General features: G+C 56.9%; 17 protein-coding genes and 1 tRNA gene. 12 read left to right on the forward strand and 6 right to left on the reverse strand.

Going from position 1 to position 14,842, the window contains the following annotated elements:
- Positions 1 to 70: 70 nt before the first annotated feature.
- From Q0802_RS13555 to Q0802_RS13570, 4 genes are all read right to left on the reverse strand, one after another.
- Positions 71 to 147: transfer RNA gene (locus tag Q0802_RS13555), tRNA-Arg, on the reverse strand.
- 130 nt (positions 148 to 277) lie between these two features.
- Entirely contained in the window at positions 278 to 1,705 is a 1,428-nt protein-coding gene (locus Q0802_RS13560) for a HAMP domain-containing sensor histidine kinase (protein WP_298919182.1), read from the reverse strand.
- 14 nt (positions 1,706 to 1,719) lie between these two features.
- On the reverse strand, positions 1,720 to 3,138 hold the full coding sequence (locus tag Q0802_RS13565) for an FAD-dependent oxidoreductase (RefSeq protein ID WP_298919184.1): 1,419 nt from the start codon (positions 3,136 to 3,138) through the stop codon (positions 1,720 to 1,722).
- Entirely contained in the window at positions 3,135 to 3,872 is a 738-nt protein-coding gene (locus tag Q0802_RS13570; protein WP_298919186.1) for a TVP38/TMEM64 family protein, read from the reverse strand. The genes Q0802_RS13565 and Q0802_RS13570 overlap by 4 nt, the downstream gene beginning before the upstream one ends.
- A gap of 308 nt (positions 3,873 to 4,180) precedes the next feature.
- On the opposite strand from Q0802_RS13570, the gene rpmH reads away from it, so the two are divergent.
- The 3 genes from rpmH to yidD are packed head-to-tail and all read left to right on the forward strand — an operon-like array spanning position 4,181 to position 4,980.
- Positions 4,181 to 4,315: a 50S ribosomal protein L34 gene (rpmH, locus tag Q0802_RS13575; RefSeq protein WP_037911188.1), complete on the forward strand. Its 135-nt coding sequence runs from the start codon at positions 4,181 to 4,183 to the stop codon at positions 4,313 to 4,315.
- A 24-nt stretch (positions 4,316 to 4,339) separates the two neighbouring features.
- A complete protein-coding gene (rnpA, locus tag Q0802_RS13580; RefSeq protein WP_298919187.1) occupies positions 4,340 to 4,753 on the forward strand; it encodes a ribonuclease P protein component in 414 nt (137 codons plus the stop codon).
- A complete protein-coding gene (yidD, locus tag Q0802_RS13585) occupies positions 4,750 to 4,980 on the forward strand; it encodes a membrane protein insertion efficiency factor YidD (RefSeq protein ID WP_298919190.1) in 231 nt (76 codons plus the stop codon). The genes rnpA and yidD overlap by 4 nt, the downstream gene beginning before the upstream one ends.
- A gap of 6 nt (positions 4,981 to 4,986) precedes the next feature.
- On the opposite strand, the gene Q0802_RS13590 is transcribed toward yidD, so the two are convergent.
- Both Q0802_RS13590 and ttcA read right to left on the reverse strand, forming a co-directional pair.
- Positions 4,987 to 5,514 carry a DUF3833 domain-containing protein gene (locus Q0802_RS13590; protein WP_298919192.1) on the reverse strand — a complete coding sequence of 176 codons (528 nt, stop codon included), beginning with the start codon at positions 5,512 to 5,514 and terminating at the stop codon, positions 4,987 to 4,989.
- Positions 5,515 to 5,636: 122 nt separating this feature from the next.
- A complete protein-coding gene (gene ttcA, locus Q0802_RS13595) occupies positions 5,637 to 6,530 on the reverse strand; it encodes a tRNA 2-thiocytidine(32) synthetase TtcA (protein WP_298919194.1) in 894 nt (297 codons plus the stop codon).
- Here ttcA and Q0802_RS24745 point away from each other — a divergent pair.
- The 9 genes from Q0802_RS24745 to Q0802_RS13635 all read left to right on the forward strand — a co-directional run bounded on the left by Q0802_RS24745 (position 6,529) and on the right by Q0802_RS13635 (position 14,831).
- A complete protein-coding gene (locus tag Q0802_RS24745; RefSeq protein ID WP_366523325.1) occupies positions 6,529 to 6,705 on the forward strand; it encodes a pentapeptide repeat-containing protein in 177 nt (58 codons plus the stop codon). The two genes, ttcA and Q0802_RS24745, sit on opposite strands and share 2 nt — an antisense overlap.
- Positions 6,706 to 7,151: 446 nt before the next feature.
- Positions 7,152 to 8,546 (forward strand): bifunctional diguanylate cyclase/phosphodiesterase, encoded by a 1,395-nt coding sequence (locus Q0802_RS13600; RefSeq protein ID WP_366523331.1) that lies wholly within the window; start codon positions 7,152 to 7,154, stop codon positions 8,544 to 8,546.
- A 153-nt stretch (positions 8,547 to 8,699) separates the two neighbouring features.
- On the forward strand, positions 8,700 to 10,520 hold the full coding sequence (gene yidC, locus Q0802_RS13605) for a membrane protein insertase YidC (RefSeq protein WP_298919196.1): 1,821 nt from the start codon (positions 8,700 to 8,702) through the stop codon (positions 10,518 to 10,520).
- Positions 10,520 to 11,257 carry an MOSC N-terminal beta barrel domain-containing protein gene (locus Q0802_RS13610; RefSeq protein ID WP_298919198.1) on the forward strand — a complete coding sequence of 246 codons (738 nt, stop codon included), beginning with the start codon at positions 10,520 to 10,522 and terminating at the stop codon, positions 11,255 to 11,257. The genes yidC and Q0802_RS13610 overlap by 1 nt, the downstream gene beginning before the upstream one ends.
- Positions 11,257 to 11,907, forward strand: a complete 651-nt coding sequence (gene yihA / locus Q0802_RS13615) for a ribosome biogenesis GTP-binding protein YihA/YsxC (protein ID WP_298919199.1) — start codon at positions 11,257 to 11,259, stop codon at positions 11,905 to 11,907. The genes Q0802_RS13610 and yihA overlap by 1 nt, the downstream gene beginning before the upstream one ends.
- A gap of 59 nt (positions 11,908 to 11,966) precedes the next feature.
- Positions 11,967 to 12,830 (forward strand): acetylglutamate kinase, encoded by an 864-nt coding sequence (gene argB / locus Q0802_RS13620; protein ID WP_298919200.1) that lies wholly within the window; start codon positions 11,967 to 11,969, stop codon positions 12,828 to 12,830.
- A gap of 57 nt (positions 12,831 to 12,887) precedes the next feature.
- Positions 12,888 to 13,682 carry a sterol desaturase family protein gene (locus tag Q0802_RS13625; RefSeq protein WP_298919202.1) on the forward strand — a complete coding sequence of 265 codons (795 nt, stop codon included), beginning with the start codon at positions 12,888 to 12,890 and terminating at the stop codon, positions 13,680 to 13,682.
- Positions 13,679 to 14,332: a ferredoxin gene (locus Q0802_RS13630; RefSeq protein ID WP_298919204.1), complete on the forward strand. Its 654-nt coding sequence runs from the start codon at positions 13,679 to 13,681 to the stop codon at positions 14,330 to 14,332. Before Q0802_RS13625 ends, Q0802_RS13630 begins: the two co-directional genes overlap by 4 nt.
- 4 nt (positions 14,333 to 14,336) lie before the next feature.
- On the forward strand, positions 14,337 to 14,831 hold the full coding sequence (locus Q0802_RS13635) for a histidine phosphatase family protein (RefSeq protein WP_298919206.1): 495 nt from the start codon (positions 14,337 to 14,339) through the stop codon (positions 14,829 to 14,831).
- The last annotated feature ends 11 nt before the right edge of the window (positions 14,832 to 14,842 follow it).

Raw genomic sequence — 14,842 nt, forward strand, 5'->3', positions numbered from 1 at the left:
CGCAACCACCCACAAAACAAAGAAAAAGGTCGTCAAAGACGACCTGATCAAATTCGAGGAAATGTGGTAGTGGCGGACCGAGGAGGATTCGAACCCCCGACCCCTTGATTCGTAGTCAAGTACTCTATCCAGCTGAGCTATCGGTCCACTAACGCCGGGGTTTAGTTGTGTGTGCTTTTTTATGCAAGCACAATCGGTGGATTTTTTTCAAACTTGGCGCAGACAGCCAAATCCACTTATTTTCGTCCGCCCGTTGCATCAACAACCGAACCGCGTTTCAATCCGCCGCCTGGAATTGCGTCGGGATCGCCTGTCGGGTTGACAAGGTCCCGTCTCCCTTCGGCAGGCATATGCTGAACCGCGTACCTTCGGGACCGGTTTGTGACAGCTCAAGCGTGCCGCCATGGCCGCGCACCAATTCTTCGGAAATGGCGAGACCCAGCCCTGAACCACCTTTGCGGGCACCACCCTGGAAGGGCGTGAACAGATGCTCCTGCGCCTTTGGCGGCAAACCCGGCCCCGTATCCGTGACATCAATCCACCAGGCCTCGGCGTCCTCATATGCCTCAACACAGATTTCACCGGATTGTCCTCCAGTCACCAGCGCTTGCCGGGCGTTTCGGATCAGATTGGCCAGAACCCGGTACAATTGTTCGGGATCTGCGCGGACGGTCATATTTGCCGCGACGTTGCACGAAAAGCTGACATCGGACGACCCTACGGCGAGCCGCTCACTATCGATGACCTCATCCACAAGTTCTGCCAAGGGGAGCATTGTCAGCGTTGGGCTTGGCTCTTCCGCTTTCCCAAAGGCCAGGGTGCTTTCACACAGGTGAACCGCCCGCGTGATCGATCCGACAAGCTTGGGCGCCATGCGCTTGACCGTCGGATCTTCGCTCATCTCGATGCGGTCGGTAAAGAGCTGCGCCGAGGTCAGAATGTTTCTCAGATCGTGACTGATCTTGCTGACGGCACTGCCCAGTTGCGCAAGCCGGTCCTTTTGACGCAAAGCCTGCGTCAGGTCGGTTTCAAGCTTTTGCAGCGCTTCCTCAGCCTCGCGCAATTCAGTGACCCCGGCCGACGGCGTGATGATGCGACGGGCATCCTCCGGAGCGGCGGCGTAGTTCTGCATGTGCCCCACGACACCCTTGATCGGTTTGAGCAAAAGCGCGCGCATGGCAAAAAAGAGCAGCAACGCGGTAACGACGGAAATAACCGCCGAGAGGATCAGAATGCGAATACCGTAGTCGATCATCGCTTCCCGCAGCGGCATGGTCTCCATCGTCACTTCGATCAACAAGCCTGCGTCTCTCACAGGGGCTCCGATCACGCGGATCACTTCGTTTTCAGGCGCGATAAGCCGAACCAATGCATCCCGGATCAACACCACAGCGCTGTTGTCGCGCATGTCGAAGGTTTGCGATATCGGCTGCGGCAATTCCGACGCCAGCATCAACTGCCGCACCTGATCCCGCCGCAGCACCACATTGAACACACCTGCGTTTTCGAGAAGTTCGGCTTCAAGCTCGCGGTCGATCATGTCATCCGCCAGCAGCGCCAGCGAGGCAATCTGCGCCCTCTCAAGACGGTTCATCAGATAGTCTTCGCGGAAACGTGCAATGGACGGTACAAAAATCAGAACTTCTGCCAGCATCACGAAGATGGTGGTCAAAACAAGCAGCCGTCCTGAAAGCGAGTTTATCATATCACGCCAAGTTTTCACGGCACGAAGCGTTGAACAAGCCCTACGATCTTTTTGACCATGAGGCTGTCAAAAAGTCGCGGACTGAAATAGGCCCCGGCGGCACGTTTGTTGACCTCGCCAATCGTGGGGTAAGGGGCAACCATGGCCGCAACCTGGCTCATCTTCATCCTGTTCGCCAAAGCCAGCGCCCATAGATTGATCAGCTCACCTGCCTGATACCCGACAATTGACGCACCCACTGGGCGGCCTTTGACCACCATGACCTTGATAAACCCCTTGGTTTTGCGTTCTGCGATGGCGCGGTCGTTGTGTTCATAAGGAAAGCGTACCACTTCCAGGGCGATCCCATGGTCCTTTTTGGCCTGCGCTTCGGTCAATCCCACCTGCGCCAGTTCGGGATCGGTAAAAGTGACCCAGGGAATATGCGTGGTTTTCGCCTTGGACGGCAGACCGAAAAGCATCGACCTTATGATGACCCCGGCATGGTAGCCCGCCACATGAGTAAATTGCAGCCCACCCGCGACATCACCGATGGCATAGACACGCCGATTCGTCGTGCGCAGACCTGCATCTACCTTGATACCGGACTTTGTCGTCTCTACCCCTGCGGCGTCGAGGCTGAGCTTGCTCGTATTCGTTTTGCGCCCCACTGCCATCAGCAGATGTGTGCCTTTGATCGTGCGCCCATCTTCAGTGATCACTTCGATAGCGCCCGCTTTACCCTTCACCTCAGAGGCAACGGTGTCTTCTTCGATAACCACGCCTTCCTCGCGCAAGCTGTCGAGAACGACCTGCGCCAGTTCCGGGTCATCTTTGCCCAAAGCTTTCTCACCTTCGATGACGGTAACCTTGCTGCCAAGACGAATGTGAGCCTGCGCCATTTCCAAACCGATCGGTCCGCCGCCCACGATCAGCAGATGCTTTGGTTTTTCCCGGAGATCGAACAAAGTCTCATTCGTTTGATAGGGAACTGTCTCCAGACCCGGGATTTGTGGAACGAGGGGTGAGGACCCGGTCGCAATGACAATACGGCGCGCAGTGATAACCGTATCCCCAGCCTGCACTTGCGTGGGCGAGATGAAATGCCCGAAGGCCCGGATCACCCTGACACCAAGCCCTTCAAACCGTTCCTGACTATCAACCGGTTCAATCTGCGCTATAACACCGGCCACGTGATCCTTGGCCGCGGCGTAATCAACCTTGCCAGCGGCGCTTGCAACCCCAAATGGCTCTGTCTGGCGCTGATTATAGGCGGCCTTTCCGCTGGCAATCAAAGCCTTGGATGGAACACAGCCATAGTTCAGGCAGTCGCCGCCCATCTTGTGCCCTTCGAGCAGCACCACATCGGCGCCCATCTGCGCGGCACCCGCGGCAACCGACAACCCACCGGACCCGGCACCGATGATCAGAATATCGGTTTTGATTTCGTTCACTTGGTCAGATCTTTCTTGCCGGACACAGCTTTGACGAGCACGGGAAGCAATGACAAGGCGCTCAGGCCAAGAATTGGCACGAGGATATGGGGTTCAAAGATCACGCCAAGATCTGGTGTCTCTCCGCGCGCGAAAACCTCGCCCAATCCCGCGCCCACCGAGGAATAGACCAACGATCCAGGAATGATCCCGAGAAAGGTGGAAATCACGAAGCGATGCAAAGGCACAGCCAGAAAGGCCGGGATCAGGTTGGCGACAAAAAAGGGCACCGCGGGCACCAGCCGAATGAAAAACAACATGGACCACTGGTTTTCATCCAGCCCGCGCTTGATCTTGTTGATGGCCCCCTGGGACGCATCCATGCGGGCTTTCAAGCGATCTCCCAGACCGTGGCGCGCGGCCAGAAAGATGATCGCAGCCCCCAGCGTGGCGCCGGTCACGCTAAAGAGCGACCCGGCAAAGGTGCCAAACAGAAATCCGCCCGTCAGCGTCGCGATCAGCGCCCCAGGCAATGAAAACCCGACAATGACAACATAGGCCAGCACAAACCCCAATACGGTCAGCACAAAGTTGGCGTCGCGAAAGGCAATCAGAGCTTCGCGGTTATCGCGCAGCGCGTCAAAGCTGAGATATTCCCTCAGGGTAAATGCCCCGACAGCGGCCGCAGCCAGAATGACCAGCAAAGGCAGGTTGCGCATCAGGCCGGGTTTTGGGTTTTCAGTCATATCTGACATTACTGTTGCCTTTCAGGCGGTGCGTTTCAATTCCCTTGCTAGATGACGCTTTAACGCACGTTGTGATAGAGTTATCACGGGCGCTTGATCAGACGTGACGGATACGGCATCTGCAAGGCAGCATTCTGCGTTTAAATGAAACATGTTGACGAAATACCCGCGACCGGTCCGGAAAATGTTGCAAACTGCCAAAATATGCGCCCGTGGGGTTTGACTTGCCGCGCAGAGGGCATTAGAGCACGGGCTTCGAATGATACCGGACGAGCTGCGATTCCGCGCCTCCGGATAGTGATATTGGAGACGGAGCGATGAAACGCACCTATCAACCCTCGAATCTCGTGCGCAAACGGCGCCACGGTTTCCGCGCGCGCATGGCCACAAAAGCCGGTCGCAAGATCATCAACGCGCGCCGCGCCCAAGGCCGGAAGTCGCTGAGCGCCTAAGCGCCCTTGACAGGTCCACACGACATGACACCGCCGCAAGCTCCCCCGTCAGGCACAGATGCCGAAGGGGGTATGCTTTCGGCGGTTTCTTTGCGTCTGAACACTCTCAAAAAACGGGCGGATTTCCAACGTGCCTCGCGCAGTCTGAGGGCTGTAACGCCGGGATTTGTCTTGCAGATGCGCAAAAGGCGCGCGAACGACGCCCTTGGCCTGCGTGTGGGCTACACCTGCTCAAAGAAAGTAGGCAATGCCGTGGCGCGCAATCGCGCCAAGAGGCGGCTGCGCGCGGCGGCACAGTGCATCCTGTCGCAACAGGGTCAGAACGGTGTGGATTATGTGCTGGTCGGTCGGCGCGATATCACCGCCACGCTGCCCTTTGATCAACTCTGCACCGACCTGTCTGCTGCGGTCGCTAAGCTGAACCGCAAGGCAACATGAGCCCTTTCGCCCGGATATTGTCCTGGCCGGTACACGGATACCGTCTGATCTTCAGCCCCTGGGTCGGCCATAACTGCCGCTATCAACCGACGTGCAGCGCCTATGCATTGGAAGCACTGGATAAACACGGGGCGGCAAAGGGCGGATGGATGGCCCTCAGGCGAATATTGCGCTGTCATCCGTGGGGTCGTGACGGATACGACCCTGTGCCAGACAAAGACCTTTAAAAGCCTTCACTGCTTTTCAAAGGTGATGATGACTTCCCCTATATCGACGCCGTATTTCTTCACATAGGCGCGGTTGAGGACACGCGTATCACTCAGCTTCCACATCCAGTCGTCAAATCTCAGGCGCACTGTGCCATCGGGGACCGGAAGATCAATAAGATAGCGCCAATTGAAGGTGTCACCGCTTTCCTCGCCGAACGCTTCTCCAATCACACCTGGCGCGGTTCCACGCCAACTATCCGGGCCGGTCTTTCTAAGCGTCCAGACACGCTGTTCCGTGCTTTGGTCTTCGTAAAGGAAGTCTTCGACCAATGTCAGGGTTTTGCCGTCCCAGGTGCCGTTGATTTCGACCTCAAACCGCCGCCGGACGGTTCCAAAGCGGTCCTGAAACTGGCCGAAAGCCACAACGCGGCCGTCAAAGAACGCCTCAAGGTCCAGTTTGCCCTGTGAGAGCTTCGCGTCCTCGATCGACGGTTTGCCCACGCAGCCCGTCAGAAAGGCGGCAAGCACCAGCATCACAAAGGTGCGGATCATCGGGCATCTCCTCATTTATGAAGAGCTACGCACGGCGGTGGCTTTTGGTTCACCATCCCTGCGGACATCTTCAAAACGCTTGTGGTCGCCAGATGGTCTTACCTCACCCTAAGGCGCGAGGATCAGGCTTCAGAGACAGCATTGTCTTTGCTGAAATCCGGCACGGCACCGCGCGCCATGAGGGTCTCGTCGTTCAATGAAAGCCCCGCGAAGTCCCAGAGCTTCGGGTCGAGCAAGTGCGAAGGCCGCGCGTTCATCAAAGCCCGGAACATTACCTGCCGACGTCCGGGACTGTTCTTCTCCCATCCGTCGAGGATTTGTTTGACCTGCTGGCGCTGCAGCCCATCCTGACTTCCACAAAGATCACAAGGAATGATTGGGTAGTTCATCGCTTTCGCAAATCGCTCGCAATCCTTTTCGGCAACATGCGCGAGTGGACGGAACACAAACAAATCGCCTTCTTCATTTACGAGCTTCGGAGGCATTGTCGCGAGCCGACCGCCGTGAAAGAGATTCATCAGAAAGGTTTCCAGGATATCGTCGCGATGATGGCCCAACACCACCGCAGAGCACCCTTCCTCACGCGCGATCCGATAGAGATTGCCGCGCCGCAGACGTGAGCAAAGCGCGCAGAAGGTCCGTCCTTCAGGTACTTTGTCCATGACGATAGAATATGTGTCCTGATACTCGATCCGGTGCGGCACGCCCATGTTCTGGAGAAACTCCGGCAAGACCGTCGCGGGGAAACCCGGCTGGCCTTGGTCGAGATTGCAGGCCAGAATATCCACCGGCAACAGGCCACGCCATTTCAGCTCGTATAGCGCCGCGAGCAGGGTATAACTGTCCTTGCCACCAGAAAGACAGACAAGCCAGCGCGCGCCACTCTTTTGTACCATACCGTACTGCTCGACCGCTTCACGGACATAGCGCACAATCCGCTTGCGCAGTTTCCGAAACTCGGTTGTCTGCGGCGCGTTGTTAAAAAGTGGATGTATATCGGTAAGATCATGGGGCATGAACCTGTCAATAGGGCAAAGCTTTCTCCTCGAAAAGAGGGCTTGCTGCCCCGGCTGGCAGTTCTTGGCAGGCGGGCCCCTGAACAGAGCAGATTTTCATGGCGCGATGTTGATCGGCGCAGATTTGACCGATGCAAAGCGCGAAGGTGCGACCTTGATTAACCCTGATTTGTAGCGCGCGATACTCACCAACACCGTGCTGTGCGGCGCAGATGTTATCGATGCAAGTCTTGTCCCAGCAGATCTTACCAATACTCAACCGCTTGGACAGCCCTTTGACGGGCAGTGAATCCGCGGGACGACACTGGCTGTTGCCAGTCGTCCAATTTAGCGCGCCAGGCCTGAAACGGGTAAACTTTTAGGCAAACACACTGACTTTTTTGAAGCGACGTTAACCGAAGCCTCACCGCTCGATGCCTAATCTGTGTCGGAATCTATCTCGTACGCCGGTGTGAAGAAGGAATGGATATGGCAGGGGTTTTGCCGAATGGCTGGGAACGCGCCCGTTCAAAGGTGGCAGGGTTTCTGTCGCGCCCCGCTGCATTTGCCTGCTTGCCGGCCACATGTCTGGGCATCTATTGGCTCGGGGGCGATCTGGCGTTGGTCGGCATCGCGATACTCATGCCGCTGGTATATGTTCTGATCAGCGGCGCAAATCCAGGCGGGGCATTTGCGGCCAACGAACGCGACGGGGCGGGCCTGATCAATCGGCAGGCGTTCAATACCTTTGCTGATCGGACCTTTGAAAGTGCGCGGGACAAATCCCAGAAATCCGCAATTTTTAAGGTCGAAATCGACGATTACAACGATCTTGCGGACAGGTTTGGCCAGACCGCCGCAGATAATGTCGTCGCCCGCACCGGCGAGAGATTGGTGGCCACGATGCGTGACAATGATGCCGTCGCACATTCCGGCGATTACAAGTTCTCAGTTTGTCTGGCGCCTGTGCGTCAGCTTGATCTTGAACTTTGCATTCAAATGGCGGGGCGAATTCAAACCGCGTTGGAGGAACCTGTATCAATTGACGGCACCGCCGTCTACGTCACGACATCGCTAGGTTTTTGCCAGCTCAATCAAGTGATTACCAAGTCTTCAAAAGACTGGGGCGAAGCAGCGGAAACGGCGCTGCGAGAAGCACATAATCATGGTCCCAGCGCAATCCGTGCTTACTCGGACGAAATGAAGCGGAAGACCGAGATTCGCGCTGAGCTGCGCGAAGAAGTTTCGAACGCTCTTGAAAAGGGTCATATCCGCCCCTGGTTCCAACCCCAGATATCGACGGATACGGGACGCGTTACAGGTTTCGAAGCACTGGCGCGCTGGCATCACCCAGACCGCGGGATGATTTCCCCGGCAGATTTCTTACCTGCGATCGAGCAAGCAGACATGCTTGAGCGGTTGGCAGAAGTCATGATGTTTCAAGCCCTCACCGCGGTAAAAGCGTGGGACTCGGCTGGCGTTAACGTTCCTCAGGTAGGCGTGAATTTCGCGGGTCCCGAGCTCAAAAATCCAAAGCTTGTGGAAAAAGTTCAATGGGAACTGGATCGCTTTGAACTGACGCCGGCACGACTGGCGGTTGAGGTTCTTGAAACGGTCGTTGCAAGTGCTCCTGATGATGTCATCAGCCGCAACATCAATGGTCTGGGTCAGCTAGGCTGTCGAGTGGACCTTGATGACTTTGGCACGGGCCATGCGTCCATTGCGTCTATACGCCGCTTCTCTGTCAGCCGCATCAAAATTGACAGATCCTTCGTTATGAAAGCGGACCGCGATCCGGAACAGCAACGGATGATCAGCGCCATACTCACCATGGCTGAACGGTTGGGTATAGAGACCTTGGCCGAAGGCGTGGAAAGTGCCGGAGAGCACGCTCTCCTTGCTCAGTTGGGATGTGACCACGTGCAAGGCTTCGGCATCGGAAAACCCATGCCATTTGAAGACACCATTGAATGGATCAAAAAACATAATTCCAAATTGCAGGATATGCCCAGTATTTTTGACAATAGGACAGGTTGAACTCGGCGGTTGGCGAGGCGTTCCATGCGGGTTTTTCCAACATCAGGCTTACGACTGACCTGAAAACCATCAAAAGCCGCGAATCCGCTTGACCTTTTGGCCTGCACTCTGTTGAACCCACGCTGATATCAAATAGATCAGGTGGCTGTCCCGATGGACGATCAGAACAAGAACCTCATTCTTGCAACAGCGCTCAGTTTCCTTGTGATCCTTGTGTGGTTTGTTCTTTTTCCACCGCCTGAACCTGAGGTGCCACTGGACGCACCAGCCCCTGAACAGACGACAGGCTCCGGCGGCGAGACTATACCGGCGGCACCCACGGAAGCCGCGTCCGCGCCCCTTAGCACGGAACCTCAAACCACAGCTGTTCCGCTCGAAAATGCTCCGCGTATCGCGATCGAAACCCCCCGGTTGACCGGATCGGTCTCTCTGATTGGCGGACGGATTGATGATCTGAAACTGAAGGACTATCGAACGACGCTTGAAGAGGGCGCACCCATCGTCACAATGCTATCGCCCCAGGGGAACAACGACGCCTATTACGCTCTGCAGGGCTGGGCGCCCGGTGCTGGTATCGACCCTGCCGCCGTGCCCGGACCCGACACCGAATGGACGCTCAAGAACGGCGAAACACTTTCTGTTGACAGCCCGATCACCCTCTCTTGGGACAATGGTGCCGGACAGATCTTTGAACGCACGATTGCCGTCGATCAAAACTACATGTTTTCGTTGACGCAGTCGGTGGCCAACAATGGCAATGCGCCTATCAGCGTCGCCCCCTACGGCATGATCGTGCAGCACACGACACCAGATGATCTGGAGAATTTCTTCATTCTTCACGAAGGCGCCGTCGCAATGGCGGACGAAGAACTCGCCGAAACCGACTGGGATGAAGTTTCCGAAGCCGAACTGAACCCGAAATGGGGCCGTCAGGCCATCGTCAAGGAGGATGTCACATCCGGCTGGATAGGATTTACCGATCACTTCTGGCAGGCGATCCTCATCCCGCTGGCCGGTCAAACCTTTGATCAAGCCCTCACCTACGATGCACGCACCGACATTTACCGCGCGGTCACACGTATGCCGACCCAAACCGTTGCTGCAGGAGCCTCGGTGAGCATAACAACGCAACTTTTTGCCGGTGCAAAAGAATGGGCAATGTTGCGGGAATACGAATCTCAAGGGGTGCCAAAGTTCATCGACAGCATTGACTGGGGTTGGTTTTTCTTCCTGACGAAGCCCATTTTCTGGCTATTGCACGAGTTGAACAAACTCATTGGTAACATGGGTTGGGCAATCATCGGGCTGACGTTGATCATCAAGGCGATCCTCTTTCCGCTGGCCTATAAATCCTATGTCTCCATGGCGAAGATGAAAGAGCTTCAGCCGCAGATGGAAAAGCTCAAGGAACAGGCCGGCGACGACCGCCAGAAAATGCAACAAGGCATGATGGAGCTCTACAAGAAAGAAAAAGTGAACCCAGCTGCCGGTTGTTTGCCCATTCTCTTGCAAATCCCCATCTTCTTTTCGCTCTATAAAGTGATCTTTGTCACCATCGAATTGCGCCATGCCGCATTCTTTGGCCCCTTTCAGGACTTGAGTGCGCCCGACCCCACATCGCTGTTGAATTTCTTCGGCCTGCTGCCCTTCCAGGGGCCCGAAGCGGGGTCCATTATGGCCCTCATCTTCATCGGCATCTTGCCTTTGCTGCTTGGCATTTCCATGTGGTTGCAGCAGAAACTCAATCCCGCCCCCACCGATCCCACGCAACAGATGATCTTTGCTTGGATGCCATGGGTTTTCATGTTCATGCTGGGCAGTTTTGCCAGCGGCCTCGTGGTCTACTGGATCGCCAACAACACGATCACCTTCACCCAGCAGTATCTGATCATGCGCAGCCAAGGCTACACGCCGGATGTGTTTGGCAACATCAAGAGTGGATTCAGCCGGAAATCAAAATCGGACACTGAGTGATGCAGATAGCCCATATCCTGCGCCACCCGCTGAAGAGCCACGGCCGGGAAGCGCTGACATCCGTGGCCTTGCGCAGCGGTGAGGCGATGCCTTGGGACAGGGTCTGGGCCGTGGCGCACGAAGCGTCCAAAGCCGACGGCAGCTCATGGGCGCATTGCGCCAATTTCAGCCGCGGGTCCAAAGCGCCCGGTTTGCTCGCCATTTCCTCCAAGCTGGATGAAGCCAATGAGCAGTTGCATCTGACCCATCCAAACCGTCCCAATCTGAGTTTTCACCCTGACACCGAGGCTGACAAGCTGATCGAATGGGTGCAACCTCTGGTGCCGCAGGACCGCGCCTTGCCTGCCCGCATTGTGCGTCTTGACGGACGGGGCTTTACCGACAGTGACTTCCCGTCTGTCACGCTATGCAATCTGGCATCACACAGGGCGGTGGAACAACAGTTGGGTCACGCATTGTCCATTCACCGCTGGCGGGGCAACCTTTGGTTTGACAGCGATGAACCCTGGATCGAATTTGACTGGATGGGACGTGACATCCGTATCGGAGGCGCAACCATTCGGCTGCGCGAACGTACCGACCGATGCCTTGCAACCACAGCCAACCCCGAAACCGGTGAACGCGACGCAGATATTCTCGGCACTCTTAAGCACTGGGACCATCAGGATTTCAGCGTACGCGCCGAAGTGGTCGAAGGTGGTCCGATCACGATCGGCGACACCGTGAAGGTGCTGTGATGCAACTGCCCTTTCCCATTGTCGAAGAACCCGATGCACAAACTCTTGAGGACGGTCGCTTGCTCTTTGCGGGAGAAACGGAGTTTGTCAAAGGTGTCGTGGCCATGTCGGGCCTGCCTGTGCCGGATCGTCTGGAGGTCTGTTTCGCGGGCCGCTCCAACGTCGGCAAATCTTCCCTAATCAATGCGCTCACCGGGCGCAAAGGGCTCGCGCGCGCGTCAAACACCCCCGGCCGCACGCAGGAGATCAACTTTTTTACAGCGGGTTATGCCCATTATCTGGTCGATTTGCCCGGCTACGGCTTTGCCAATGCGCCGGTAGCCGTGGTGGAAAAATGGCAACGGTTGCTTAAGCAGTATCTGTCTGGCCGCCAGACCCTGCGCCGTGCCTTTGTGTTGGTCGACGCACGCCACGGTATCAAGAAAGTTGATGACGAAATCCTCAGCCTGCTGGATAGCGCGGCAGTGACGTTTCAGGTTGTCCTGACCAAGGCCGACAAGGTCAAGGAGGCCGAGCGCGCAAAGGTACTTGACCAGGTGCGACAAGCGCTCTCCAGGCATCCCGCCGCCTACCCGGAGCTTCTTGTCACGTCGAGCGAGAAAGGCTGGGGCATTCCGACCCTGCGCAGCGTTATCGCAACACTGGAATAAGTGGGCCTCTTGCACCAAAGTGGTCGCAGCATCATAACCACCGAACACACGGCCCCAAAATGAAGACCCAGGATATGAATCGCGACTGGATCGCCACAGCAAGCACCCTCAACAAGGCCCTGCCCTATTTGCAGCGCTATGCCGATGCTACCGTCGTGATCAAATTGGGCGGTCACGCCATGGGCAGCGACGACGCGATGGATGAATTCGCCCGCGATGTGGTGCTGATGCGGCAGGTCGGCGTCAACCCGGTGATCGTCCATGGCGGCGGGCCGATGATCAACGCGATGCTCGACCGTCTTGAGATCAAATCCGACTTTGTGAACGGCAAGCGGGTCACTGATGCGGCCACGATGGACGTGGTTGAAATGGTGCTGAGCGGCCTGGTCAACAAACGCATCGTTCAGGCGATCAATGGTCAGGGCGGGCGGGCTGTCGGGCTGTCGGGCAAGGACGGGCGGCTGATCACCTGCTCGCAAACCGATCCCGATCTGGGGTTTGTCGGCACGCCCGAGACCATAAATCCCAGATTGTTGCGTGATTTGACGGACAAGGAATACATCCCCGTCATCGCGCCGCTGGGCACCGGACAAAGCGGCGAGACCTTCAACATCAATGGCGATACCGCAGCCGGGGCCGTTGCGGCGGCGCTCAAGGCTGACCGGCTCTTGCTCTTGACGGATGTGGCCGGGGTGAAAAACGCTGCGGGCGAGGTCGTTACGGAATTGAGTGCAGCACAGATCCGGCAGATGACGGCGGAGGGTACAATCGCCGGTGGCATGATCCCGAAAACAGAGACAGCGCTCGATGCGCTTGAGGGAGGTGTTCGTGCAGCGGTTATTCTCGACGGGCGCGCGCCAAATGCCTGCTTGCTGGAGCTTTTTACCGAACATGGCGCAGGTTCCATCATCCGGGCAGACTGACGCAGTTGTGTCTATCCGCCGCTTGGAGCCTTTGCCTGCGTGCACTAGATGTGGGTCATGGAGAACGAAGCGATCATCCGCCTGAGCATTTTCATCGGCCTTTTTGCCCTTCTTGCAACGCTTGAGGCCATCGCGCCGCGTCGCGAACGCCGTCAGCCCCGCAGCCGTCGCTGGGTAACGAACTGGGGTATCACGCTGCTCAATACCCTTGCCTTACGGGCGCTTGCCATTGCCTTGCCCTTTCTCGCCGTCGGTGCCGCAATAGACGCGCAAGCGCAAGGTTGGGGCCTGCTGAACGCGCTGACCTGGCCCGCTTGGATAGAAGTCGTCGCCGCCATTCTGGTGCTCGATTTCGCCATCTGGCTGCAACATCTCATCACCCATAAAGTCCCGCTTTTGTGGCGCCTGCACCGGGTGCATCATGCGGACAGGGACATGGATGTCACAACCGCCATTCGCTTTCATCCCGTGGAAATCGCCCTGTCCATGCTGCTGAAGATTGGCCTTGTCTATCTGCTCGGACCCGCAGCCATTGCCGTTATTCTTTTCGAGATCATGCTCAACGGCACAGCCATGTTCAACCATGCCAACCTGCGCCTGCCGCTGTGGCTCGACGCTGTGGTGCGGCGTGTTCTGGTCACGCCTGACATGCACCGCGTGCACCATTCCGTGCACCGCGAAGAACACGACAGTAACTACGGGTTTGCCCTGTCGATCTGGGATCAGATGTTCGGCACCTATATTCCACAACCAAAAGCCGGACATGACGATATGCTGGTCGGCCTTGAATGGCAGGATGATCGCCCAAGCCGGTTTGGCTGGTCGATTGCTCTGCCCTTTACCAAAAAATGATCTTGGAGCTGATCGAAAAGCTCACGGCCCCCTCGGGGCTTTTTGTGATGGGATCATTCCATCCTCGGCGCGTATATCAATCTCAGGACGCCGCCGGCACGCTTGTTCTGCTGGGAGCGGGCAAGGAATGCTGGCCGCGCTTCACGTCCTCCGATGAGTTCACGGACGGGCAGCTCGATCCTCTGGACCGCTGGTCCAAGCGCATGATCGGCTGGATTGCCGGCGAGATCGGCGCAAAAGATATCTACCCGTCTGACGGCCCGCCCTATGCGCCCTTCATCGGTTGGGCGCTCAACACGGGTCGGTTTTTTCAGAGCCCTACTGGCATGATGGTGCATGACACCGCTGGCCTGATGATTTCGATCCGGGGTGCCTTGCGGTTTGAAGCGGAACTGGACTTGCCTGATGTGACCCTGGGCACCCCCTGCGAAACCTGCGTTGCACAACCTTGTATTAGCGCATGCCCAGTGGGCGCATTGTCGACCGATCACGCTTATGATGTCCCCGCGTGCAAATCATTTCTGGACACGGATGCCGGTCAGGACTGTATGCAGCATGGGTGCAAGGTCCGCCGCGCCTGCCCGGTGTCGCAAAGCTTTGAGCGTGACCCCGAACAATCCGCTTTTCACATGATCTCATTCAAAGGATGAATTGATGCTGCGACTGATCCTGATGCGTCATGCCAAATCGGATTGGGGTCATAAAGGGCTGTCTGACCACGACCGCCCATTGAACGCCCGTGGCACGACATCCGCTAAATTACTCGGGGAGTGGCTGCGCTCCAAAGGATATCTGCCCGATCAGGTTCTCAGTTCCTCGGCAGAACGCACGGGCCAGACCTTGTTGGGTCTGGGCTTTGATCAACCGATGCAAACAACTTTCACCCGCGCGCTCTATCTTGCGGATGCCGACGGGATGTTGCGTATTCTGCAAGGTGCGACCGGGACATGCGTTTTGATGATTGGTCATAATCCCGGCATATCCGAACTGGCAGAGAACCTGCTGGGCCATTCGGTCAGCCATGATCGGTTCTTCGACTACCCCACCGGCGCCACACTGGTCGCCGATTTCGATGCGCAAGGCTGGAACGACATCGGCTGGCACCAGGGCCAGCCGATTGATTTTATCATCCCGCGCGAGCTGCCGTAAGCCGCGCATCA

The organism is uncultured Roseobacter sp. (genome assembly GCF_947495275.1).
In the GTDB taxonomy this organism is placed as follows: domain Bacteria; phylum Pseudomonadota; class Alphaproteobacteria; order Rhodobacterales; family Rhodobacteraceae; genus Roseobacter.